Below are 23,292 nucleotides of genomic sequence, written 5' to 3' on the forward strand. Positions count from 1 at the left end.
TTACTTCCCACTGTATGGTTTTAAAAGTCATTATAACTTATTATCCGCAGGATGTCACGATCTTTTTCTTTATTTCTTAAACGCTTTTAAGCACTAAAGTATTTTTTGCTTTCAAACCAAGTATACTCATCGTTTAGATTCTGAAAAACCCTCAGCGTCGCGAGGGTTACTGGCATTACAATATCGTTTTTTCAAGGGTTTGCTCCGTAATGTTACTGTGGGATGTGTGCCATTTTGCTTCATTGGCAGTGAGCAGCAACGCTTGCGGTGATTCATGTTTAACATTCCAATACGTAGCTACATATTCCGATAAGGGGCGGGCTTCTTGAACATTTAAATAATACACCGGCACCTCGGGATGTTCCGTGGCAAATGCTTTAAATTCATCAAAAGCATTGGAACTTATAGGGCAAGTGGTACTATTTTTAAATAACAAAATCTCTCTGTTTTCTTCAATGGCATCAAACAATTGTTTTTGTTCGTTTATTTTTTTCACACTCTTCCCTCCCATTAAAATGCATGAGTTTACGAATGTTCCCCGTCTTCTTTTTTCAAGTCTTCGGTTTCTTTTTTCAAATCATCGGCCTCTTTTTTCACCGATTCTCCAATGTTCTCTCCGGCAGATTGCACTTCATTGGACAGGTCATCCGCGAGCTCTTCCGCCGATTTTTGTGCATCGTTGATATCATTTTTGATTTGTCCGGCTGCATCTCTGATACGGCCTACGACTTGGTTTGATTGGTCGGAAACAGTTCTTGCCACATTTTGTGTTTTGTCAAAGGCGGAACTTGCAAACTCGCTGCCTTTTTCATAAGCTGTATTCGTGATTTCATACGTTTTATCTTTCGCGGTTGCGGCTCCTTCGCTGATATCTCCCCGTAGTTCCTTCCCGGATTTCGGCGCGAGCAGCAATGCTGTCGTTGCTCCTACAATTCCTCCGATAAACGTCCCTATCAATAAATCTTTCGTATTCATGTCTCCCATTTTAATTCCTCCTATAAGTAATTAATTAAAGATCATTTCCTTTGTTCCGGCGGTTTTTCCACTTTTCGTAGAGGTCAATGCATGCACTCCCCCATTGAACCACTTGTGCTACCTGTTCTGAATTACGATCCGCTTCTTGTGAGACGGTTCGGGACATATGTTGAATGGAGTCTGACACGCGCTCGGTTGTTTTGCCAAGATCTTCAGCCGTTGCAAACAACCCTTCCAATGATTCTGATTTCGATTCAAAGTCTTCTGCCAGACGGTTTGTCGTTTTGACAAGGTTTTCAGTCTCCGACGTAATCCCTTGCAGTTGTTTTTCTACAGCGTCAGCTGTATTCCCCAACTGTTTAACCACCCCCTGTGCAGACTTAAGTGTTTGGATAATATAAACAATAAGGACTACGATCGCAACGGCAACAATCGCAACACTTATATAAACAATCATCATACACGCATTCACCTCCTCCTAAGTTGTTCCTACCTTTCCCTTGATCGAGTGATTTCAAACGCCTTGTCCAACTATATGGAGTGACAGATTACCTGCCACACCCCTCACGAAAAACAATCATGCTTTGGATGAAGAAATTTCCTCGTAGGCGCTTTGGTATTTTTGAATATCTCCTGCCCCCATAAACAGTAACACACTATCATGATGGTTTGCGAGTCTATCGACATCGGCCGTTTGCATTAATCGAGCTTCTGGAATTAAGCCCAATAAATCTTCAATCGTCGTTTGGCCTTGCTTTTCTCTCGTAGAGCCGAAGATATCGCACAAATAAACGACATCCGCCAGCTTCAACACATCCGCAAATTCCTGAATAAATGTAACGGTTCTCGTAAACGTGTGCGGCTGAAACACAGCTACGATTTCACGATCCGGAAATTTTGATCTGGCCGCGTCAATCGTCGCTTCAATCTCTGTCGGATGATGCGCATAGTCATCGACGAGCAACTGTGATCCCCATTTTTTCTCGGTGAATCGTCTTTTTACACCGGGGAAGTCTGCTAATCGTTTTTTCATCGTTTCGGTTGGCATCTGTTCGTAATGACAGAGCGCAATGACCGCGAGCGCATTTAATACGTTATGGTCGCCATGGCCGGGAATCGTGAACGTTTCGAAATAATCTCCTCTGATCATTACATCAAAATTCGTGCCGCCTTCATTGCTTTGAATATTTTTTGCCGTGAAATCGTGGTTGCCCTCGATGCCATAATAAACAATGGGTACCGGGGCATTGAGGGTTTGTAAATACTCATCGTCTCCACAGGCAATGATGGCTTTGTTCACTTGAGCGGCCATTTCATCAAAAGCATCGACGACATCATTAATGTCTTGAAAGTAATCAGGATGATCATAATCAATGTTTGTTATGATCGCGTAATCCGGACAATAGTTGAGGAAATGCCGCCGGTATTCACATGCTTCAAAAACGAAAAACGAACTGTCTTTCTCACCTTTCCCGGTGCCATCACCAATTAGGTAGGATGTCGGCCGGTAAGAACCGAGCACATGGGAAAGCAATCCCGTCGTTGAAGTTTTCCCATGCGTTCCGGTAACAGCAATGGACGTAAACCGAGATGCCAACTCACCCAAAAAAGTCGGGTAAGCCTTAACGGAAAGTCCTTGTGTATTTGCTTCCGCAATCTCTTCGTTATCGTCATTATAAGCTGCCGAAGCTACAATGGTATGTTCACGGTTTACATTTTGTTTATGGAACGCGTATATTGGAATGCCTCGTTTTTCCAAAGGGTTTTGTGTAAAGAAAAATTTATCTACATCGGATCCTTGCACGGTCTCATCCATATCATGAAGAATTTGAGCCAACGCACTCATTCCCGATCCTTTTATGCCAATCAAGTGGTAACTAGTCATACCCGGGGACCTCCAAATCTATATTGCCCTTCACAAGCGTGTTTCCGGGACAAATGCCATGTATCTATTTGCACGTTTCTTTATTATACCAAAATCGATGGAGAGAACAAAGTGTGTCAACACCCGTCGTCAAGAACTTTTTGTTTCTTTCCCTTTCATGCAGGCCAATGTTCTTAATCATTCACCCGTTTCCCCTAGGAGTGTTGCCTTCCATTCGTTTACTTTACGTCTATGGTATGCGAGAAACCAAAAATAGAGATTGTCTTACAATGATTCATTTATCCCGGTGGTAACCGACGGGCTTGCCACTCATGAATAATCAATCTGCTCCATTTTCGGATTTTCCCGAAGCTTTCGGCCTGCCTTCGCTTCATGATGGCCATTCAAAATTACATTATCACCCGTAAAACTAATTGTCTTCTCCAACAGGCTGCTGCCAACGCCATATGAATCCACCGGCACGTTTGCATCTTCATACGCCTGGATTCTTTCGGCCGTGAAGCCGCCGCTAACGGTAATTTTGACATTATGAAAATCTTCCGCATCCAGAGCTTCACGCAACGCAAAGATTAAAGGCGCGTTCACGCCGGTCGGGTTAAAGTCTCCCATCTCATGCGGATTTCTAAAAAAGTATTGGTCAACCATACTGCCTGATGTATCCACTCGCACAGAATCAAGCATGTCTTTGAATTCACGGGCGACTCGCAATGAATCCGTGATCACATCATTGTTATAATCCACAAGCGCCATTAAACGATCATTAGGATACATATCCCGATACGCGTAGCTGGCAGCCACGAGATCGCCATGGAACATTTGAATGAGGGCGTGGGGCATCGTCCCCATCCCTTGCCTCCCCCACCATTCATTCATGGCATGGGTGGATTGGGCTTGTGACCCCCCGATAAACGCTGCGTATCCATCGCCGGCCTGTTGGGTAAAATGATCATCGCGATCCCCCATGAAAATGACCGGTTTTTGCTTGCCTGAAGACCGGGCTGCTTTGACGACTTCATACACATTGGTAGCCACGGAAGTGCGGCGCGCGAAAATACCGTCAATGACCCCTTCCAAATAACCGAAATGTTGATAGGGCCCCGTAATCGTCAGCACCGTTTCATAAGGTTCGATTTTGTCACCGTCTTGCAATGAGTGAATCTCCAATTCTTCCGGATAATCCGCAAACGTCTGCAGGAGCGCGATCACTTCATCTGTCCCGCATAATACAGCATGATTCTTTTGAAAAAATTGCATCGTCACAATATCGTCGGGTTTATGTTTCTTTATAATTTCTTTCGTTTTTAAAAAGTAAACGGCAGAAAACCAACCTTCGCCGACACGTCTGTCAAATTTAAATGTTTTGTTTGTGAGACGTTTCAACTTCCCTTGTAATTTTAAATCAATTTCTTTCATGTCCGGCTCCTCGTCCATTTATAATATTACCGTTATCTTATTAGATCGTGTGCTTTTTCACAAGTAAAGCGTCAAGAATCATTTTTCGAAAAGCTCGGCAAGTTGCCCGTCATTCACGAGCACGTCACGGGGTTTTGTCCCCGCTGCCGCGGAAACGATGCCTTTTGTCTCCATCATATCCATCAGACGCGCGGCACGGTTGTAGCCAATGTGAAATTGCCGTTGAATCAGCGATGTGGATGCGCTCCCCTGCTGGATAACGAAATGCGAAGCGTCTTCCAATAAATCATCATCGTCCGAACGTGATTCATGCTTGACAACATCATTTTTTGTAAACAAATAAGCAGGCGCTTTTTTGTGACGCAAATAAGCCGCAACCTCATCAATTTCTTCGTCCGACACAAACGTGCCTTGCAAACGGACAAGCTTCGAAGCCCCATTTTCACTTAACAGCATATCTCCTTTGCCAATCAGGCGTTCAGCACCTCCGGTGTCCAGAATCGTCCTGGAATCTACCGCCGAAGAAACAGCAAAAGCAATGCGCGTCGGAATATTGGCTTTGATTAAACCAGTAATGACGTCTACAGACGGACGCTGGGTAGCCACGAGTAAGTGAATCCCGCAAGCTCTTGCTTTTTGGGCGATACGGCTGATCGACGCTTCCACATCTTGGGGGGCGACCATCATCAAGTCAGCCAATTCATCAATAACTATCACAAGGTAAGGAAGCTTTTCATCTGCTTTTTGATTGTACCCTTTGATATCCCGGACGCCAGCATCTGCGAATAGTTGGTAACGCCTTTCCATTTCCGCTACGCTCCATTTCAACGTCATCGTTGCCTCTTTCGGATCGGTAACGACCGGCGCGGCAAGATGGGGGATATCTTTGTAAAAAGCAAGCTCAACGACTTTTGGATCGATAAGCAACAACTTCACTTCTTCAGGGTCTGCTTTGTATAGCAAGCTGACGAGAATCGAGTTAATGCAAACACTTTTCCCTGAACCTGTGGCGCCCGCGATCAATCCATGAGGCATGCTATTCAGATCCATTATAATGGGACGCCCTGTGATATCAAGCCCCAACGCGACTGCAAGTGGGCTTTTATGATTTCGAAAAGCCTCTTTTTCGAATAACTCCCGCAATGCGACTGGTTCGCGGTTTTCCTTGGGAACTTCAATTCCGATGGCGTTTTTTCCGGGGATCGGCGCCTCCATCCGCAAGTCCATGGCCGCCATCGCCAATTTTAAATCATCGCTGAGGTTCGTTACTTTATTGACTTTCACACCCGGGGCCGGCTGCACTTCAAAGCGGACAATCGAAGGCCCCTCCGTAACATTGGTGACCGCCGCTTTCACCTGAAATTGATGTAAAGTTGCTTCCAGTTGCTCCCGCTGTTCCTGCAGCTTCTTTTCATCTACATTGGACGCCTGCATAGCCGGTGTTAATAACGAGAGTGGAGGCGAATCATAGCCTTGATTGGCAGCTGCCGGTTTGGCGGCGGGGGGATTGCTTTCTTTCTTCTGTCTTTTTCTTTGCTCATAATTATAACGGTCAACCGGTGTCATAATGACATTGCTGACATCTCCCGACGGTTCCCTTGTTTCTCTATTCGTTTGTTCCGCTCGCTTGGCCGAACGGTTTGGCACTTCTTGTTTGCGCCGTTCTTTGGACGGTTCGGAAACATCGTTTGAAGTGCTTGGGCTAGGCGGCGTTGGGGATTTATCTGATCGTTGTTTCGGCCGTTCGGATACTCCCCGCAAGTTTAGGTCATGTTCAGCCGATCGATGATGTTCTATAGCTGTTTCCTTCTCCTCTTTATCGTCGCCGATCTCAGGCGTTGCTACCTGCTCTGTCGCCGCAATCTCCGCTTTCCCTGTTTCTCTCTCCTGATCTTTCATAGGCGGCTTTTGATAGCCGTGCACGGGAGAGGGGATGTGCGTCAACGCAAAATTCGTATTTGTAAAGTATTCTTTCTGTTTTTCTTTTTTGACCGGTTCCGGTGTATTCGTTCTCGGGTTAACATTCACGGGCTCCCGCGGTTTTTGGGGTTGACGGCGCGGGGGCGACGCTTCTACATCCATTGGAAATCGAAAGTTTCCCCCTTTTGGATATCTATGTACGACCTTGGCGCCGGTCACCCGTCCAACATTTCCCGTATGCCGTTGTTGCTTCTTCTTTCTATATTGAACCTGTTCTTCCCGGTTATTTTCATAATCTGATTGCTCGCCGAAAAAGTAACGGTTGAGCTTTTTGAGGATATTGCTCCACTTTCTGGACATTAGCAATCACCCATTCCATTATTTTGAACCCTGCCTTTCCATTGTACAGAAGCTTGCAACAAACACCAAGGTTCGAAAGAAATTCTTTTGTTAGAAAAACTTTGCTTCCACCAAATCCTTATGGCGGAAAAAAACCACGGGAATCTATCCCATGGCTTTTGTCATTTATTCTAGGCTCTTCACCAAAATCTATAGTTAGTGAATAATTAGCTAGCGGAGGAAAAACATGGAGACGCCTGCGGGGAAGCGCAGTGGGAAGGCCCCGCAGAAAAAAGCGAACTTCTTTTTCCACTTTAAGAACGGTTAACTTTGTTAAAGGAGTAACGTATAAGTAAAACTAAGGCTCCCACCATTAGAACTCGGTGGAAGCCTAGTTTTTCTAAGAGAGAGCTGAGTAGTGTTTTTTCGTAGCGGTTATCATAGTTCATGATTACACCTATTTTTCAACCACAGATTTTAGTGTTGCCCCCTATTCTTTTGGTTTTTTGCGTGCCAAGATAAAGATCGGTTCAATTTTTCCTTCCTCATAAATGAATGGAAGTGCCGTGATTGGCATTCGCCCCTCGCCGAAAAATTTAAACGTCATTTGTCCGAGCACATCGTACCCTTGTTCATTTTGGATATCGGCGAGAATGAAAACATCCTGATGGGGCACGGCAAGGGCCAGCTCCCCGTTAATGCTCTCGGCTATCTCTTTTACCCAAGCGTCATTTAATATTCTGCTCGCGTCATACCCATCATTCGTATTCACGAAATAAAAACGATTCCCGGCTACATCATCTGCTCTAGTCGGGATGGAAAGGGAGCGAATATTAAAGCGGGCTGCTTCTTTCATTTTTTGCTCGCTTAAGCCTTCACGGTCCAACATTTGCCGATCGATTAACGCATAGGTCTTCCCTTGGTCCAAGGCATAATAAATACGCGTCTCACCGGTATGGGGTTCCACGATTAATTCCTTTCCATCCTCCGTTTCCGTAGGAAAAGATGTGGAGCGGATGACCGGATAGATCATTTGCTCGCTGCCGGACAATGATTTCTGTTTTTTCATGGCTGCAAAAGTCTCTTGAATGTAAGAAACCGTTTCTTGAAATCCTCCCTCTCCCTTATTTTCAAATTTTGTTTCCAAACGGGGGAGATCAAGGGTCAATCCTTTGCCAAGCGCTTCATGATCGATGCGCACTTGTCGGGTTTCTTCGTCCATATTTATTTGATGTTCTGAAAACTCCTGTTTGATGCGTTCCAACACTTTGGATTTCTTTGCCATCGGTTAAGTCTCCTTACACATTCGTTTTCGCACGGATCAGCCCTTTGATAAATAGCGGTCAAGAAAAGCTGTAACTTCTTCTTCGCTTTTCCGGTTTTTATCCGCAAAACGATCGATTTCTTTTCCGTTTTTAAAACCTACGAAGCTCGGAATTCCGAAAATATCATACTCCCGGCATATATCCAACAATTGATCCCGATCTGCATGGACAAATTCCACTTCCGGATAGTCCGCTTCAATACTCGGGAGAGCCGGTTCAATCACGCGGCAATCGGGACACCAGTCGGCGCTAAACATGACGACGACCCTTTCGCTCTGTATCGCTTCTTCAAACGCTTCTTTCGTTTCTACATTTTGCATATAATTTCCTCCTTTTGTATGTTTTAACCTTGCTCAATGGTCATATCTCCATCTTTAATGCGACCGCTTTTTCTTAGTCCCCGATCGATCACATACGTTAGCACACCGGGCAGCACAATGTGAAACACCAGGATAAGAATAAACACTTGCATGGTAAAACCCATCGTTGTAAAGGTCATGATCTGGCCGACAAAGCCGCTTGTGCCCATTCCGGCACCTTCCGCATTGCTCTCCATATTGAAAAAGATAACCGCGATTGGCGCAAGCATCATGCCGGCGAGCGTTGGGGGGACGACAATCCATGGATTGCGCACCATGTTTGGCACCTGCAACATCGAGGTCCCGATGCCAAGCGATACAAGCCCTCCCCACCGGTTTTCGCGGAAACTGCTGACGGCAAATCCCACCATCTGCGCACAGCAACCGACTGTCGCGGCTCCGGCTGCCAATCCATCAAGCCCTAACATGATCGCGATCGCCGCACTGGATATCGGGAACGTGAGTGCCAGCCCCATCAAAGCCGAGACGAGAATGCTCATCGTGAACGGCTCTTGTTCCGTCGCCCAGTTGATGACGGACCCGAAAGCCTCCAACCCGCTTCCAATCGCCGGCCCAATCGTCGAAGCAAGCACAAAACCTGTAGCTATCGTAACAAAAGGCGTTAAAAGAATGTCAAATCGCGTTTCCTTGGAGATTAATTTTCCACATTCCACGGAAATTAAAACCGCGATAAACGCCCCTGCCGGCCCGCCCAACTCTTCGCCGGCAGCCCCGCTGACAACTGCGGAAAACATAACAAGCGGAGGGGCTTTAAGCGCGTAAGCAACCGCAACCCCAATCGCGGGACCGAGGAGGCTCATCGCGAGGGCACCCATATCTTCGAGAAAACCACCGATAAAAATATTGTCCGGGATTTGCTCACCGGCCGTTTGAATGATCAAACCAACAATCAGCGACGAAAACAGTCCTAACGCCATGTAGCTTAATGCTGTTATCAGGTATGTACGCCCTGACAGTTCGACCCCTTTTTTCTTCAGATAAGCACGCATCGCAACAATGCTCCTTTTAGATGGCTTTGTTTGCTTTATAAAAATTGAGAGGCTACACTTAAATTAGGACAAAATTTATCTTAAGACAATCCATTTTAAAAGAGGTGTACACTTATGGAACTTAATGTTTACTTAGCCGGACAAATTCATGACGACTGGAGGGAAACGGTCAAACAAAAAGCAGCGGAGAAAGATCTTCCCGTCCGTTTTTTTGAGCCGATGACCAACCATGACCGTTCCGACAATATTGGCGAAGAGATTCTCGGCGAGCAGCCGAATGCCATTTTTAAGGACGAAGCTGCTTCCGCGTTCAATAATTTGCGAACCAACGTGCTCATGCAAAAAGCCGATGTCGTACTCGCCTTATTCGGGGACCAATACAAACAATGGAACGCGGCCATGGATGTGGGGACGGCGACTGCATTAAACAAACCGCTTATATTGGTTCGCCCTGAATCACTCCATCACCCATCCAAAGAAATGGCCAACCAAGCGCAAGTTGTCGTCAATGATCTCGACCAAGCGATCGAAGCAATTTCCTATATTTTTCAAAATGAGTAAACGCAAGGTGAAAAAGTTGCCAATCATTCTTTTGCGAAAAAGATGATTGGCATTTTAGTGCGACAAGTTGCTGATGGTGCCGTCGGTTCGGACAATATTGTATGGCTTTCCTGCAAAATTGTCCGAAGTGACCTCGGGTTCGGACAATTTCTGCCCACTATTCCGTAAAATAGTCCGAACGGACCGTTAGCTCGGACAAATTCCTTTTACTTCTAAGCAAAATTGTCCCAAGTAGACCTTGGCTTGGCACTCATCCTTAAGCCTGTGAATAAATACTCTCTACCGTGCCGCGATCGGTTTTACGCACAAGCGATGTTATTAGTTCTTTTGCCGCAGCATAATCGTCCACATGCAAAATCGATGCGCCGGTATGAATATAACGGGCACAAACACCGACGACCGCGGAAGGCACCCCGTCCCCTGATGTATGAACCCTGCCCGCGTCCGTGCCTCCGGGAGAAACGAAATATTGATAAGGAATATCTCCGCTTTCGGCTGTGTCGAGCACAAAGTCGCGCATGCCTCGATGGGTGATCATCGTCCCATCATAAATGCGTAGCAGCGCCCCTTTTCCAATTTGTCCGAATTCCCCTTTTTGAACGGTCGTGTCGTTCGCCGGGCTCGCGTCCACGGCGAAGAAAATATCCGGCCGAATCATATTCGCCGCTGTTTGCGCCCCGCGCAAGCCCACTTCCTCTTGCACAGTGGCACCTGAATACAACGTATTCGGAAGCTCCTCGTTTTTCACTTCTTTGAGCAATTCAATCGATAGTCCGACACCATAACGATTGTCCCAAGCTTTTGCCATGATTTTTTTCTCATTCGCCATTGGCGTAAAAGAACAAACGGGCACAATCGGAGCTCCCGGGCGAACGCCGAGCCGTTCCGCATCCTCATGATCGTCGGCGCCGATATCAATGTACATTTTGTCCATCGCCATCGGTTTCTTCCGAACTTGTTCACTAAGAAGATGCGGTGGTGTCGAACCGATAACCCCGGGGATCGGACCATTATCTGTCATCACCGTCACTTGCTGGGCAAGCAGCACTTGGCTCCACCAGCCCCCGAGCGGTTGAAATTTAATCAGCCCTTTTTTATTCACCGATGTCACCATGAACCCGACCTCATCCATGTGCCCGGCGACCATCACTTTAGGATCTTCCGGTTGTCCTTTCTTGACACCGAAAACACTACCTAACTTATCTTGAACAATTTCATCTGCATAGTTATCAAGCGCTTTTTTCACATAAGCCCGCACCTGATGTTCATGCCCGGGAGGCCCCGGCATCTCCGTCAACGTGCGGAACATATCTTTCGTTTGTTTGTCCATAGGTTTTCTCCTCCCAGCGAATACTTCGGATAAATACTACATTATCACTAACATAACAATTGGACAATTGATGCATATCCGCTATACTGGAGGTAGCGATTTCGCAAGTTCATAAGGAACGGAGTGAATAAAATGAAAGTCACAGATGTGCTCGTCGGAGCTGCCGTCGGATTCGCTGCAGGCTATGCAGTTAAAGAAGCCTGTGCGCAAAAAGACGTCTCCCCCGAGAAAGCACTCAAACAAGTAAAATCAAATGTACAGCCCCGCATCCCCGTGAACGGTTCTTGGATTCACATGAACCCGGAGCACTATGAAAAAAACCACATTGACTATGATGTTTATCGTGGCGGGATCTCCAGCAATGAAGACGGGCAAACGAAGCAAATGGATTTTGTGGTGGACGCGAAAACAGGCACAATTCTGGAATTGGACAAGCAGTGAATGAAAAAAGACGGGTCGCCTCGCGATCCGTCTTCTTTTGCCCAAAATTATGAGGTGTGAAGGGACAGGTTGGTGCAACGTTCAGAAGTTATTTGTCGGTATAATTTTCGGTAATGGCTACTGGATCCTGCGACGTTCGATGCTTCCGGGCTCCATGACTCGGGCATGGTGACCGGAATCGACGACGTTCGGCACTTTCGGGCTTCATGACTCGCTCATGGCGACCCAAATCGGCGACGCCACGCTCTTTCGGGTTCCATAACTCGCTCATGGCGACCCAAATCGACGACGTCACGCTCTTTCGAGCTTCATGACTCGCTCATGGCGACCCAAATCGGCGACGCTCAGCTCTTTCGGGTTCCATAACTCGCTCATGGCGACCCAAATCAACGACGTTCAGCTCTTTCGAGCTTCATGACTCGCTCATGGCGACCCAAATCGACGACGTCACGCTCTTTCGGGCTTCATCACTCGCCCATGGCGACCGAACCGCCCATCCAAACCGGATTCCAGTCGCCATAAACCTCAACCTACCCTACCCCGGGAGATAAGCCTCAACCCGAAAAATCCGCTGCTGTCGTTTCGCAAACTTTTCCTCATATTCCGTGCGAACATTCTCCTCCGGTTCATGGGCATGAAGGTCGAGGGTTAAATTATTAAAGTGATAGCCACTCCGGGAAAACTGTTCCAATGAGTAAGTGAAAAAATCTTCATTGTCCGTTTTCAGGTGGATGTCTCCGCGCGAGGACAAGACCTCTTTATACGTGTTTAAAAAAGCCGGATACGTTAGCCGCCGTTTTTCATGGCGATTTTTCGGCCACGGATCGGTGAAGTTTAAATAAATACGGTCAACTTCTCCATCCGCAAAATAATCATGTATATCAGCGACATTGCCATGTATGAAACACACATTATTCTGCTGTTCCATTCGTTCGACTGCAAAAGAGAGCACACTTTCCATTTTTTCCATGCCAATAAATGAAATGGTCGGGTATTTTTCAGCCATCAGCGCCAAAAAGCGCCCCTTGCCTGTCCCTAACTCAACATGAAGCGGTTCATCCACGGTCCATTGGCCGCGCAGTTGTTCCGGTTTTTGCGGCACAATTCCCGGACGCTCACGAAGCACCTCAAGTGCACCCGGCCGCCTTCTCAATCTCATTTTAATCCTCCAAACGCGTGATACGCCGGTCATCATCTTCCACTAAAACATTTAAATAACGGAGCCACACTTGCACATACCCGCTATCTTCATAGATGCCTTTACTTAACATCCATTCAAGGGTGTGCCAGACGATATACCAATGCATTCTTTCCAGAAGTTGATCATTCAGATCAAGCTCGTAAGCGTCCAACCATTCATGCCATTCTTTTTTCGGCACATACCAATGAAGAAGAATGCTTAAATCCAACGCCGGATCTGCAACGGAAGCCCCGTCCCAATCCACGAGAAATAGCCCTTCTTCTTCATCCATGATCCAATTGTTATGGTTCATATCACAATGGCACACGACAAAATTATCGTAGTAAACGGTTGATTTCCTCGCTTTTAAAAACTCAAATGCCTTAAATATGATGGGTGATTGTTGGTCTGCAGGGAGCGAATATGTACAAAGCCTTTGTAATAGCACCTCCGGAGTCATCACTTTCGCTTCAATGCGTTTTAACATATCAAGCAGTTCCGTCGACCGGTGAATCCGCCCTAAAAGTGCCGCTACCTCCGGCTGTTTCATCTCCATCGGTTTTAGCTTTCGCCCGTTCACCCACCTTTGGGCAGTAATCACATCTCCATTGGCGATCCGTTTCGTCCATAGCAGTTTCGGAACGATTCCCTCTGCGGAAAGCACAGCTAAAAAAGGGGAAGAATTGCATTTCAGAAACAGCTTTCGCTCGCCATCTTTGGCCGAAAAGGCTTCTCCGGTGGAGCCGCCCGCTGTTTCCAATTCCCAATCTCTTCCCAAAAGGTTCTCTAGCCATTTTTTTCGTTTGTCCTTTTTGTGAGCATCCAAAAATTCCATGGGGGATAGATATCCTTTATCATATTTGAGCGATCCACAAATCAACTCATGAACGAATAGCAGTCAGTTCAATAAAAATTAGGTGCACCTATACGCTAGACACATGTGCACCCAATAGCAGAATCATACTCACGTCTCTCTTAATCTTGGTATATCATAGCAGACGACCCATAGACCGTCAATGCGATACATATGTGCGTTATTGGCCGTCCCTTGCGCTTGCTCCAAAAGCTTTTTCCGACCTCAAAAAACTTCGTGTTTTGCCCATGCCGAGCAATGCCTCTGCGGCATGAAACTGTTCTTTTTTCATGGGAGATACGTGTTTGCTGATTTTGTCCATCCACTGTTTATAGTGCCGATGATCAACCATGTCAACGTTTCCGGCAAATTCTATGTCATCTACAAGGGCATCAGGCAAAAGCACTGCTTTTTTAACCGCGAAGTCAACGGTATTATGCTGAAAAATAGAACGAACAACATCTTCCATTCTTTTCACGGACAATAATGGATTTAAACGCTTATATTCTGCTTTCAACCGGAATTCCCGCCAGAACCGACGCGAGCTCATTTCAAATAACGTATTTGCCGGAGCTTCCACGTATGTCACACAATAAAGTTCCGAAGGAGAGAGCAGAAGCACATCCAATTGAATATCCGCTTGCTGTATTTTGAAAATAGGATAATAAAAGATCATGTAATTATCCGGGAGCAACCGCAAGATCTCCCGTAAACGGCTATCGTAACGATATTTGCTATCGACCACAGACACTTCCGAGGATGAGGTAGAGGCCCATCGCAGCTGGGATTGAAGCAATTCATAATAAAAAAAATCATGTAACGACGCACGGCTTTTCCCGATGAGATGCTCGTATTCAGCGTCAAGACCGGTGTTTGTTTTGACAGGCTCCTTCGACTGCTTCTTATGGATACCGCCCAATTTTCGCATAGCTTGTTGCAAAACGGTGTTATTTTCCTCCGCAAACCAATCTTCTTCACCGATTGGACCGAGCCGTTGATTGGCTTTCGCCCATAAGCGGTGCAGCCGTTTCCATCGTTCGCGTTTTAAACGGATAAACTGACTCGGATATTGGTGAATATCGCCTTCGTATCGGGATATATAATCTTCCAGTTTTACAAGATGGGCCATACACCCCACCCTCTCCTCATTCTTTTTTATCATCAGGCTCTCGCTAACATGTGCCGTTTAATGGGAACCTGGCCTTTAAATGATACCGCGGCAACTGACCCAACCGCACAGCATATAATCCGACTTCTTCTAATCGCCACTGTTCGTCCTTCCAATGTTTCGTTTCATCCATGATTTTTTGCATCGGAAATGGTTCTTCATGTTTGCCGCGTTTCGCAATTGTAATATGTGGACGAAACGGTCGTTTCTCCTTATTAAAACCTGCCTCAACACACCCTTTCGTCACTGCGGAATGAAGGTCAAGCAACAGCCCGGTTCTCTTGACGTCGGCGAATAACACACGCGGGCGTTCCTTCTTACCGAAAAAACCGGCCTGATTTAATTGTACATCGAAAGCTGGGATTTGGTGCACCAACGACGGCAAGTTTTCATATAAAATTTCCAGTTGCTCATCAGCAGCTTCCCCAAGAAAAAAGAGTGTAATGTGATAGTCGCGGATGTCGGTAATAGATGTGAACGATTGCAATTCATTTAACTTGGTCAGCTCGTGGATGCGTCGTTGTACATGCACCGGTACGGGAAGCGCCAAAAAATAATGCGAGCATTCACCTTCCATCTTGTATACCTCCATATGTTATAGTATTATCATAACGTATATTTGCGAAATTTAACATGGCATAACTGAATTGGAGATGAACACGTTGTCTGTTTATACAAATGTCTCAGCGCTCGTCGGCGACACACCTTTGGTGCGTTTAAATCAAATACCGGATCGCCGGGGGGCAGACGTTTACCTAAAACTGGAATTCCAAAATCCGAGCGGAAGTGTTAAAGATAGGGCTGCGCGCGAAATGATTGTGCAGGCAGAGGAAAGCGGCAAGTTGAATGACGATTCAACCATTATTGAGCCGACATCCGGCAATACAGGCATTGGACTCGCGATGAATGCCGCCGCTAAAGGATATGCTTGCATTTTGACAATGCCTGATACGATGTCGCTTGAGCGCATCAATATTCTTAAAGCCTACGGCGCTAAAGTTGTCTTAACGCCCGGTGACAAAAAGATGCCGGGAGCGATTGAGAAAGCCCATGAATTGGCCAACGAAATCCCAAACAGTTTTATCCCGATGCAATTCGAAAATGAAGCAAACCCTGATGCCCATCGGACATCTACAGCGCTGGAAATTAAAGAAGCCATGGACACGATCGGCCGTCCGTTAAAAGGATTTGTAGCTGCATCAGGAACCGGAGGTACAATCACCGGAACAGGGGAGACGTTGCGATCCTATTATTCGGATCTCACCATACACGTTGTCGAACCAAAAGGTTCCCCCGTACTGTCCGGCGGAAAACCGGGACCGCATAAACTTGTCGGCACTTCTCCGGGATTCGTGCCGCCGATCTTAAATGAGAAAGTCTATGACCGAATCGATGCAATCAACGATGAACATGCCTACGAAACCGTCCATGCCCTCGCCCGTAAGGAAGGCATCCTCGTAGGACCGTCGTCAGGCGCGGCTTGCTTTGCAGCGCTTGAACTCGCCAAACAATTCCAACCCGGGGAAATTGTCGTAGCTATCGCCTGCGACACCGGTGAGCGGTATTTATCCACAGATTTGTTTGAGCAGTAGAGCCTCGCCTCCTAGCGCAAATTTTCACACACTTCTCCTTTACGGTGCTTTTCCTTCTGTTGTACAATAGAAGGAATATAGGGAAGCGGCACGCGTACACCGTGCCGGTCCAAAGATAGACAGAGGGCATGTTTCCTATTCCAACACTACCTGAGGAAGTGGTCACTTGCAATCTTCAACCGATCGCATGCTCACCCGCATTAAGTCGATTTACTTGTTTATGAGTAAAGAAGGAAGAACGGTGACAACGCAAGAACTGGTTGATGAATTCGGCACTACTCAACGTACGATCCAGCGTGACCTAAACGTGCTGGAGTATAACAATCTCGTCCATAGCCCAAGCCGCGGCAAATGGATTGCAAAACGAAAAAAAACACAGGCATCATAATCCGGACGACAGAAATCAGAAGCCAAGCGTCGCTTTCGGCTTCCTTCATCTGATTTCCGGAAAGGCGTCCGATGTCTGACATCCGAAATTACAGGACAGTTCACCAGCCGTTTGTGCGGCTGGATTTTTTTGCACTTAAGGTCTTGCCCTAATGGACAATTGTGAAATATTGTTACAGAAGGCGGTTTAAAGCGAAAATCATCAGGGTAACCCCTTCATTACACGGGATATCTTCAAGTAATGGAGGTTTCAAAAAAGATATGAACAGGCAAAGACAAAAACAAACCATCATTGACTTTAATATTTTTACACCATCATTATTAATCATTTTGGGTGTCAGCATTCTTTTTGCCCTGTACACAGATGAATCGATGGCATTATTGGATTCCATCTTTAATACAATCGTGGATACATTCAAATGGGGATACTTATGGTATGCCTTGATCATTGTAGGTGTCGGTTTATACTTATCATTTTCCAAGTACGGGCAAGTTGTCTTGGGCGACCCGATGGAAAAACCGAGATTTTCATTATTTGCGTATGCGTCCATGTTAGTTGCCATGGGGGTTGGGGCAACGATCATGCGAACCGGTATGGCCCAGTGGAGCGAAGTGGCGATCGATCCTCCATTTGGGATTGATGCGGGATCTGCGGAAGCGATCCTCGCGGGAAATGCGTACAGCATGTTTTTATGGAGTTTCCAAACATTTGCCGTCTTTGTTATGGTAGCTCCTGCCATGGCATATATTTTACATGTGCGCAGAAAACCGAAAATGCGCATTTCTGAAGCATGCCGGGTCATCTTCGGCGATCGATTTACAGATGGTTTAGGCGGCATTGTATTGGACACGCTTTTTATGGTCAGCATTCTTGCAGGCGCTGCCGTGACGCTTGGGCTTGGAACGCCGATTGTCACCTACAATTTAGCTGAATTGTTAAATATTGAAGTCACGTTTCCTTTTACGATAATTGTCACTGTTGTTTGGGTAGGAATTTTTAGCATCAGTGCTTACGTCGGCATCGAAAAAGGGATAAAAAAATTAAGTACACTAAACATGTACCTCGCAGCTCTACTGGCATTATTTATCATTTTTATCGGACCAGGTTTGTTTATTATGGATTTTTTCACAGATTCGGTCCGTTATCTACTTTCCAACTATCTGAATTTCTCGCTTTACACCCATTCCATGGAATTGGGAGGCGGCACCTTTATTGAAAGCCACACCGTCTTTTGGATTGCTTATAATGCTACTTGGGCGATGCTGCACGGTGTCTTTGCGGCAGTCATTTCAAAAGGTAGAACCGTCAAAGAAATGATCATGACTTATTTACTGGCACCGGTACTGCTTGGCTGGGTCGCGACAGGTGTCCTCGGCGGCATGAGTGTGTATAGTCACATCACCGACGCTGTACCGGTATTGGATATTGTGCAAGAAGAAGGACTGGAAGCAGCCATACCTGAAGTCTTATCTGCCATGCCTTTTGCGCCAATCGTTCTCACCGTTTTTGTGATTATCGCCACGGTTTTCATGGTGACCACACTCGATTCAACAACGTACACAGTTGCTTCTTACACAACAAGCCGGGATATGAGCAAACAGGCGCCTCCGAAAAATGTAAGAATCATCGTGGCAGCCATCATTACCATTCTTGCTTTATCATTGATGAATATTGGAGGACTGCCCCCGTTGGAAGTGCTTTCCGGGATTATGGGAATACCGATCATCGTCATCCAATTCCTAACCATCTACGCGGCAATTAAAATGATGGATGAGGATCAAGCCTGGAAGTATAACGTAAGAAAAAAATAAAAAATTAAGGTCGGCGTCAGTGCCGGCCTTTCTTTATGACACCGATTTTTATTACACGGACCAAGTTCAATTTTGGGCTGAAACGGCTCGGCTCAAAATGGGGTATTTGCAGGAATATAAAGCTTCTCGGCTTTTTACGATATAATTCCACGACGTTTCGCAAAAATTATAACGCTACTTGGCTTTTCACGATATAATTTCAAGACGTTTCACAAAAATATATCGCTTCTCATCCTTTAGCGATATATTTCCACGACGTTTCGCAGAAATTATAACGTAAGACCGGAGAATTACCTGAAATGGCTCAACAAACATCTGACCCAATGAAACATGAAACGTAGGGAGTGTCAATATTTTTCGTTTTTTTTCTCTAAATCGTAAGCAATCACTTCCAGTTCATCAGCTGTCAGGGGGCGGTACTCGCCTGCGTCCAAACGTTCATCCAAGTGCACATTGCTCACGCGCACCCGTTTAAGCGTCTTCACTTCACGGCCGATTGCTCCGAACATTCGCTTCACTTGATGATATTTCCCTTCCGTAACCGTGATCAACAAGCGAAATCCAATCTTTTCTTGTGCCCCCTCGGAAACTTTCGCAGGTTTCGTTTCCGTTCCATCTTTCAGTTGTATGCCTTCTCGCAACGATTGAAGCTCTTCGGAAGACGGTTCTTCATCCAATAATACTTCATATTCTTTCTCAATCCCCAAGCGAGGGGTCGTCAAACGGTGCGCCCATCCCCCATCTGTCGTTAAAAAAAGCAAGCCGGTCGTATCTTTATCCAGCCGCCCCACAGGGAACAATTCAATCTTTTTATCCTTTTGGTCGATATCATTGAGTACCGTTCGGTGCCGATCGTCTGTCGTCGCGCTCACGCGCCCTTTGCGTTTATTCATCATCAAGTATACAGGCCCCGGATCGTAATCGATTTCCTCCCCATTAATCGTCACCGTATCCTTGTGCGCGTTTATTTTCACGCTTGCATCGGTAACCGTGGTGCCATTGACCTGTATTTCTTTTTTTCGCAGCAGCTTTTTTACATCTTTACGGGAACCGATGCCGGCGGCTGCCAGCCACTTATCAATCCGCCATTGTTCATCCATCATAATCGTCTCCCTGCCATTTTTTTAAAATATCTTTGGCAAAGTGTCCATGAGTATCATTTTTATGGGCTTGAGCGATCCCGCCGGGGATACTCGCGTTCACGGATTCGATTACCAATTGCGGTACACCCGCTTGCTGCAACTTTTCTTCAATCGTCACAAGTGCGCGCAAACTTTCTTCAGTGGCGACACGGTTTCCTTCCAAGACGTGTTCTTCTTTCGCGCTGACCGTTTGAAATGCTCCGTCGGACCAGCGGTCAAACTGCACGCGATTTTCTTCATTTTCAAATGCAAACGCGCCTTCACCCATCACTCGCAATATTTCCGCGTGCCCCGCCAATTTACAGGGGGTAGCCGATTGTTTATTTTTCACATACGTACGCATCTCTGTTTGCATGATTTTCGTCGCGCAATAAAAGAAACAAGTGTCTTCGGGAAAAGATCCGGCCCAACGCCGGAAAAAGCCCTCATAGGCCGATGCCGGTAAAGCAACGAGCACGTTCGCATAACGATGAAACTTCTCGGGAGGCACGTAGTTGCACGCAGGATCAACATCGACGACGGATTTCGTTCGATTGTAAACATCGATAGTTGTGTTCGTTTTATCGGATACCCGCTGAATGATGGCACGGGCAAGTGTGCCATAACCGATGATCAGCATACAACATTCCTCCTGTCACATCTCATTCCATTTGCGCTTGAAAACAAGGCTGTCTTTTTGTTGACTTGATTCTTCTTTTGGTTGTGTGTGCTTGTAATCCTTTTGATTTTGCAAGGATATATTTACCAAAATGGCTGCACTCGCGAGAGAAACAATTAAGGAAGTCCCCCCGTAACTGACGAATGGGAGCGGGATTCCGGTAATCGGCAATAGCCCGCTTACCGCGCCGGCATTAAATATAAATTGAAACATCAACTGAAAAACAATTCCGTAGGCCAGCAATGAACCAAATAAATGCTTACAACGCGCTCCGATTAAGAGGCCTCTAAAACCAATGACCAAAAAGCAGAGAATGACAAAGCCAACACCGAGCCAACCTGTTTCTTCGGCAATTATCGCTAAAATAAAATCGGTATGGGCTTCCGGCAAATACCCTAACTTCTGCACACTTTGTCCAAAACCCGTTCCGGTAATGCCGCCGTTTGAAATGGATATGTAGGACTGAATGAGCTGCAAACCGAAAGTGTCGTCAAATGCGAAGGGATCGCGAAAAGCAAGGATTCGGTTCATGCGATAATCGGCCTGCATCACCAAAAAAAGGACGACGGCCGCTGATAGTGTTCCGAGAAAAGCGAGGTGCCGAAACCGAGCGCCGGATAAAAAAACGATGACACCGCCGACGAGTAGAATCATCACCGCCGTCCCGAGGTCCGGTTGCAATAGGATGAGCGTAAATAAGGCGACAACGACAATTAACGGGGGGGCCACTCCGGTTGCGAAGCGATCAATATACTTTTGCTTTTGGGAATACACTTGGGCAAGATAAATAATCACCCCGAGCTTAACAAGCTCTGAAGGTTGCATGTTTATCCCGCCAATACTGACCCAACGGGTTGCTTCGTTTTCAGCAATCCCGATAAACACAACGAGAATTAACAAAACCACGGATGCTGCAATAATATATGGGCTCAACGTTTTAAAATAATGGTAGCGAAAATTCATGATCACCGCAAAAACGACTACCCCTACGCCAAAATAAATCAGTTGACGAATAATGTAGTACGTAGGTGAATCGAAAAGATCAATAGAAAGCGGGTAACTCGCGCTGTATACCATGATTAGGCCAAACACACTTAATGCAAATACGGTTGCAATCAGGACCCAATCAAAAGACTTTAACCGTTCAACCATACGAATCACCCGCTTCCTATTTTTGTTCATGATTTCATTTTACCACGACTTCGCTTGAGGCAAAACATGGATTACCTTCTCGAAAAACGATTGCCGAGCACTTTTTCTGCCACTCCGGCCCGAATGCTCAAAATAAAGTATAGGAGCATGCCAATCAGTACGCCAAACGCTAAAATGGCAACAAAACCGGCCTGTCCGGACGTATCGAACACGACCATGCCCCCTTCGCGAACGATGTATACCGACACGGCCATAATTGCCGTTATGCCGAGAATGACCGTGGCGTGCTTTCCGATTTGCATATATTGATAAGCGGCAAATTTTCCGACTGCCCATATGTTAAAACCGATCGCCAATGTATAGCCGATGATGGTAGCGGCTACGCCGCCAACAGCCCCAAAGCTGCTGATTAACCAATAATTGAGCACAAGCTTAAAGAAAAGCCCGATGCAAAGTCCGATCACAGCATATTTTTGCCGATTCATCCCTTGGAGAATCGCGGCTGTAACGGCGAAAATGGAAAACAAGATCGCCGCAGGCGCGTAGTAACTTAAAACCATGCTCCCAATTCCCAAATCTTCAAGCCCATACAAGGACGCAAATGCCGGGGTAGCTAAAATCGTCAAACCAAATGCTGCCGGAATGGTGAAAAAAAGAATGATTTGGAAGGTCTTTGTAATCAACCCGTGCATGCTTTCCATATCGCGGTTTGTATTGGCTTTCGTAATGGCCGGAATAAGGTTCACCGACATCGCTGTCGCCAATGCTACCGGGATCATGATTAAGGCATGGGTTGTACGTGAGAACGCTCCGAATGCCGTTTCTGCTTGTCCGGCATTGGAACCGTAGCCTTCGGTCATTGCGTCATTAAAGGTGAACAAATCAATCGCCTGAAAGAGGGGGATTGCCAATCCAACAAACGATAATGGGAGCGCGTAAGCAATCAATTCTTTGTACATGGACGAAAGCGGCAGCTGATGGTCTTTTTTACTTTCTCTAATTTGCGCCTGAATTCCTGCCTTTCGTTTTTTCCAAAAATAGAAAAGCACAAGCAACGAGCTCAACCCGCCGATGAACGCCCCGAATGTCGCCAGACCGACGGCCAATCCTAAAGAGCCTTCGAAGACTTGCAGGACGAGAAATGCCGTCACCAGAATAAAAAGGATACGGGCGAATTGTTCAATCACTTGCGATGCCGCAGTCGGACCCATGGAATGAAAGCCTTGAAAATAACCACGGAACACTGCCATCCCCGGTATAATCAGCAACGCAAAGCTAACCATGCGGATCGTAAACACAACATCGCTATAGCTGTTCCCGGACGAATCTCCAGCGGGAAGCACCCAACCGGCAATGGTCGGGGCCATGATAAACAAGATCAAAAACGTGATAAATCCCGTGATCGTCATAAAAACAATGCCCGAGCGAAACAAGCGTTGACCCGTCACGTAATCATCGAGCGCATTGTATTTGGAGACAAATTTGGACACAGCCATCGGGACGCCGAGGGTTGCCAAACTTAATAAAATATTATAAGGCAAGTATCCATATTGATAAAGGGCATTCCCTTGGTGCCCGACGAGCATTGTAAAAGGTAATATGTAAATCAGTCCGAGGAATCTCGAAATAAACGTTGCTCCCGTAAGCAACATCGTTCCCCGAACGAGTTTGTTATCCGACATCTTTCATCAACGCACCCTTCTTGCAAAACCGTACAATGGTTATCGGTCATCCCTCGTATTTTATCATAAGTGGGGGAAGGAAACGAATGTCAAAATTGTGTCGCGTCG

23 protein-coding genes are annotated in these 23,292 nt (G+C 46.3%); 5 read left to right on the top strand and 18 right to left on the bottom strand.

Going from position 1 to position 23,292, the window contains the following annotated elements; translation table 11 throughout:
• Window positions 1–175 precede the first annotated feature (175 nt).
• The 9 genes from ytxJ to HUG15_RS18460 all read right to left on the bottom strand — a co-directional run bounded on the left by ytxJ (window position 176) and on the right by HUG15_RS18460 (window position 9,226).
• Window positions 176–496, bottom strand: coding sequence for a bacillithiol system redox-active protein YtxJ (gene ytxJ / locus HUG15_RS18420; protein ID WP_246516401.1), 321 nt, complete (start codon window positions 494–496; stop codon window positions 176–178).
• A 29-nt stretch (window positions 497–525) separates the two neighbouring features.
• Window positions 526–984, bottom strand: a complete 459-nt coding sequence (locus tag HUG15_RS18425; protein WP_200124581.1) for a YtxH domain-containing protein — start codon at window positions 982–984, stop codon at window positions 526–528.
• A gap of 25 nt (window positions 985–1,009) precedes the next feature.
• Entirely contained in the window at window positions 1,010–1,435 is a 426-nt protein-coding gene (locus HUG15_RS18430; protein ID WP_200124583.1) for a DUF948 domain-containing protein, read from the bottom strand.
• Window positions 1,436–1,552: 117 nt separating this feature from the next.
• Window positions 1,553–2,860, bottom strand: coding sequence for a UDP-N-acetylmuramate--L-alanine ligase (murC, locus tag HUG15_RS18435; RefSeq protein WP_200124584.1), 1,308 nt, complete (start codon window positions 2,858–2,860; stop codon window positions 1,553–1,555).
• A 309-nt stretch (window positions 2,861–3,169) separates the two neighbouring features.
• Window positions 3,170–4,273 carry a nicotinate phosphoribosyltransferase gene (locus HUG15_RS18440; protein WP_200124585.1) on the bottom strand — a complete coding sequence of 368 codons (1,104 nt, stop codon included), beginning with the start codon at window positions 4,271–4,273 and terminating at the stop codon, window positions 3,170–3,172.
• Window positions 4,274–4,351: 78 nt separating this feature from the next.
• Window positions 4,352–6,553 (bottom strand): DNA translocase FtsK, encoded by a 2,202-nt coding sequence (locus HUG15_RS18445; protein ID WP_200124586.1) that lies wholly within the window; start codon window positions 6,551–6,553, stop codon window positions 4,352–4,354.
• 469 nt (window positions 6,554–7,022) lie between these two features.
• Window positions 7,023–7,817, bottom strand: coding sequence for a DUF1444 family protein (locus HUG15_RS18450; protein WP_200124587.1), 795 nt, complete (start codon window positions 7,815–7,817; stop codon window positions 7,023–7,025).
• Between the two features lie 36 nt (window positions 7,818–7,853).
• Window positions 7,854–8,177, bottom strand: a complete 324-nt coding sequence (locus tag HUG15_RS18455) for a thioredoxin family protein (protein WP_200124588.1) — start codon at window positions 8,175–8,177, stop codon at window positions 7,854–7,856.
• A 23-nt stretch (window positions 8,178–8,200) separates the two neighbouring features.
• Window positions 8,201–9,226: a PTS sugar transporter subunit IIC gene (locus HUG15_RS18460; RefSeq protein WP_200124589.1), complete on the bottom strand. Its 1,026-nt coding sequence runs from the start codon at window positions 9,224–9,226 to the stop codon at window positions 8,201–8,203.
• A 114-nt stretch (window positions 9,227–9,340) separates the two neighbouring features.
• On the opposite strand from HUG15_RS18460, the gene HUG15_RS18465 reads away from it, so the two are divergent.
• Complete coding sequence (locus HUG15_RS18465; protein WP_200124590.1) at window positions 9,341–9,787, top strand: YtoQ family protein; 447 nt, start codon at window positions 9,341–9,343, stop codon at window positions 9,785–9,787.
• A 256-nt stretch (window positions 9,788–10,043) separates the two neighbouring features.
• On the opposite strand, the gene HUG15_RS18470 is transcribed toward HUG15_RS18465, so the two are convergent.
• Entirely contained in the window at window positions 10,044–11,117 is a 1,074-nt protein-coding gene (locus tag HUG15_RS18470; RefSeq protein WP_200124592.1) for a M42 family metallopeptidase, read from the bottom strand.
• A 132-nt stretch (window positions 11,118–11,249) separates the two neighbouring features.
• Here HUG15_RS18470 and HUG15_RS18475 point away from each other — a divergent pair, with 132 nt between their 5' ends.
• Window positions 11,250–11,558 carry a PepSY domain-containing protein gene (locus HUG15_RS18475; RefSeq protein WP_200124594.1) on the top strand — a complete coding sequence of 103 codons (309 nt, stop codon included), beginning with the start codon at window positions 11,250–11,252 and terminating at the stop codon, window positions 11,556–11,558.
• 535 nt (window positions 11,559–12,093) lie between these two features.
• Here the strand turns inward: HUG15_RS18475 and trmB are convergent.
• From trmB to thpR, 4 genes are all read right to left on the bottom strand, one after another.
• On the bottom strand, window positions 12,094–12,717 hold the full coding sequence (gene trmB, locus HUG15_RS18485; protein ID WP_200124598.1) for a tRNA (guanosine(46)-N7)-methyltransferase TrmB: 624 nt from the start codon (window positions 12,715–12,717) through the stop codon (window positions 12,094–12,096).
• Between the two features lies 1 nt (window position 12,718).
• Entirely contained in the window at window positions 12,719–13,573 is an 855-nt protein-coding gene (locus HUG15_RS18490; protein ID WP_200124600.1) for a phosphotransferase family protein, read from the bottom strand.
• Between the two features lie 199 nt (window positions 13,574–13,772).
• Window positions 13,773–14,720, bottom strand: coding sequence for an NERD domain-containing protein (locus HUG15_RS18495; RefSeq protein ID WP_200124602.1), 948 nt, complete (start codon window positions 14,718–14,720; stop codon window positions 13,773–13,775).
• A 43-nt stretch (window positions 14,721–14,763) separates the two neighbouring features.
• Window positions 14,764–15,336, bottom strand: coding sequence for an RNA 2',3'-cyclic phosphodiesterase (gene thpR / locus HUG15_RS18500; RefSeq protein ID WP_200124604.1), 573 nt, complete (start codon window positions 15,334–15,336; stop codon window positions 14,764–14,766).
• 85 nt (window positions 15,337–15,421) lie between these two features.
• On the opposite strand from thpR, the gene cysK reads away from it, so the two are divergent.
• The 3 genes from cysK to HUG15_RS18515 all read left to right on the top strand — a co-directional run bounded on the left by cysK (window position 15,422) and on the right by HUG15_RS18515 (window position 18,550).
• Window positions 15,422–16,351, top strand: coding sequence for a cysteine synthase A (cysK, locus tag HUG15_RS18505; protein ID WP_200124606.1), 930 nt, complete (start codon window positions 15,422–15,424; stop codon window positions 16,349–16,351).
• A gap of 166 nt (window positions 16,352–16,517) precedes the next feature.
• Window positions 16,518–16,739 (top strand): DeoR family transcriptional regulator, encoded by a 222-nt coding sequence (locus HUG15_RS18510; protein ID WP_200085631.1) that lies wholly within the window; start codon window positions 16,518–16,520, stop codon window positions 16,737–16,739.
• Between the two features lie 260 nt (window positions 16,740–16,999).
• Window positions 17,000–18,550 carry a BCCT family transporter gene (locus HUG15_RS18515; protein WP_200124608.1) on the top strand — a complete coding sequence of 517 codons (1,551 nt, stop codon included), beginning with the start codon at window positions 17,000–17,002 and terminating at the stop codon, window positions 18,548–18,550.
• A gap of 347 nt (window positions 18,551–18,897) precedes the next feature.
• Here the strand turns inward: HUG15_RS18515 and HUG15_RS18520 are convergent, their stop codons facing one another.
• The 4 genes from HUG15_RS18520 to HUG15_RS18535 all read right to left on the bottom strand — a co-directional run bounded on the left by HUG15_RS18520 (window position 18,898) and on the right by HUG15_RS18535 (window position 23,184).
• Window positions 18,898–19,650, bottom strand: a complete 753-nt coding sequence (locus tag HUG15_RS18520) for a pseudouridine synthase (RefSeq protein ID WP_200124610.1) — start codon at window positions 19,648–19,650, stop codon at window positions 18,898–18,900.
• Complete coding sequence (locus tag HUG15_RS18525) at window positions 19,643–20,311, bottom strand: Rossmann-fold NAD(P)-binding domain-containing protein (RefSeq protein ID WP_200124612.1); 669 nt, start codon at window positions 20,309–20,311, stop codon at window positions 19,643–19,645. The genes HUG15_RS18520 and HUG15_RS18525 overlap by 8 nt, the downstream gene beginning before the upstream one ends.
• A gap of 15 nt (window positions 20,312–20,326) precedes the next feature.
• Entirely contained in the window at window positions 20,327–21,502 is a 1,176-nt protein-coding gene (gene ftsW, locus HUG15_RS18530; protein WP_200124614.1) for a putative lipid II flippase FtsW, read from the bottom strand.
• 71 nt (window positions 21,503–21,573) lie between these two features.
• The gene (locus tag HUG15_RS18535) at window positions 21,574–23,184 is read right to left on the bottom strand and encodes a putative polysaccharide biosynthesis protein (RefSeq protein WP_200124616.1); all 1,611 of its coding nucleotides are present in this window, start codon (window positions 23,182–23,184) and stop codon (window positions 21,574–21,576) included.
• Window positions 23,185–23,292: the final 108 nt, after the last annotated feature.

The organism is Salicibibacter cibarius (assembly GCF_016495725.1).
GTDB lineage: Bacteria > Bacillota > Bacilli > Bacillales > Marinococcaceae > Salicibibacter > Salicibibacter cibarius.

What these genes read in the sequence shown, in the direction of transcription:
- HUG15_RS18495 (WP_200124602.1), bottom strand. Translation starts at nt 14,720, where the DNA reads ATGGCCCATCTTGTAAAACTGGAAGATTATATATCCCGATACGAAGGC.
- HUG15_RS18465 (WP_200124590.1), top strand. Translation starts at nt 9,341, where the DNA reads ATGGAACTTAATGTTTACTTAGCCGGACAAATTCATGACGACTGGAGG.
- HUG15_RS18490 (WP_200124600.1), bottom strand. Translation starts at nt 13,573, where the DNA reads ATGGAATTTTTGGATGCTCACAAAAAGGACAAACGAAAAAAATGGCTA.
- thpR (WP_200124604.1), bottom strand. Translation starts at nt 15,336, where the DNA reads ATGGAAGGTGAATGCTCGCATTATTTTTTGGCGCTTCCCGTACCGGTG.
- HUG15_RS18535 (WP_200124616.1), bottom strand. Translation starts at nt 23,184, where the DNA reads ATGTCGGATAACAAACTCGTTCGGGGAACGATGTTGCTTACGGGAGCA.
- HUG15_RS18475 (WP_200124594.1), top strand. Translation starts at nt 11,250, where the DNA reads ATGAAAGTCACAGATGTGCTCGTCGGAGCTGCCGTCGGATTCGCTGCA.
- HUG15_RS18525 (WP_200124612.1), bottom strand. Translation starts at nt 20,311, where the DNA reads ATGCTGATCATCGGTTATGGCACACTTGCCCGTGCCATCATTCAGCGG.
- ftsW (WP_200124614.1), bottom strand. Translation starts at nt 21,502, where the DNA reads ATGGTTGAACGGTTAAAGTCTTTTGATTGGGTCCTGATTGCAACCGTA.
- HUG15_RS18470 (WP_200124592.1), bottom strand. Translation starts at nt 11,117, where the DNA reads ATGGACAAACAAACGAAAGATATGTTCCGCACGTTGACGGAGATGCCG.
- murC (WP_200124584.1), bottom strand. Translation starts at nt 2,860, where the DNA reads ATGACTAGTTACCACTTGATTGGCATAAAAGGATCGGGAATGAGTGCG.
- HUG15_RS18515 (WP_200124608.1), top strand. Translation starts at nt 17,000, where the DNA reads ATGAACAGGCAAAGACAAAAACAAACCATCATTGACTTTAATATTTTT.
- HUG15_RS18430 (WP_200124583.1), bottom strand. Translation starts at nt 1,435, where the DNA reads ATGATGATTGTTTATATAAGTGTTGCGATTGTTGCCGTTGCGATCGTA.
- HUG15_RS18440 (WP_200124585.1), bottom strand. Translation starts at nt 4,273, where the DNA reads ATGAAAGAAATTGATTTAAAATTACAAGGGAAGTTGAAACGTCTCACA.
- HUG15_RS18445 (WP_200124586.1), bottom strand. Translation starts at nt 6,553, where the DNA reads ATGTCCAGAAAGTGGAGCAATATCCTCAAAAAGCTCAACCGTTACTTT.
- HUG15_RS18425 (WP_200124581.1), bottom strand. Translation starts at nt 984, where the DNA reads ATGGGAGACATGAATACGAAAGATTTATTGATAGGGACGTTTATCGGA.
- HUG15_RS18450 (WP_200124587.1), bottom strand. Translation starts at nt 7,817, where the DNA reads ATGGCAAAGAAATCCAAAGTGTTGGAACGCATCAAACAGGAGTTTTCA.
- HUG15_RS18455 (WP_200124588.1), bottom strand. Translation starts at nt 8,177, where the DNA reads ATGCAAAATGTAGAAACGAAAGAAGCGTTTGAAGAAGCGATACAGAGC.
- trmB (WP_200124598.1), bottom strand. Translation starts at nt 12,717, where the DNA reads ATGAGATTGAGAAGGCGGCCGGGTGCACTTGAGGTGCTTCGTGAGCGT.
- HUG15_RS18520 (WP_200124610.1), bottom strand. Translation starts at nt 19,650, where the DNA reads ATGGATGAACAATGGCGGATTGATAAGTGGCTGGCAGCCGCCGGCATC.
- HUG15_RS18460 (WP_200124589.1), bottom strand. Translation starts at nt 9,226, where the DNA reads ATGCGTGCTTATCTGAAGAAAAAAGGGGTCGAACTGTCAGGGCGTACA.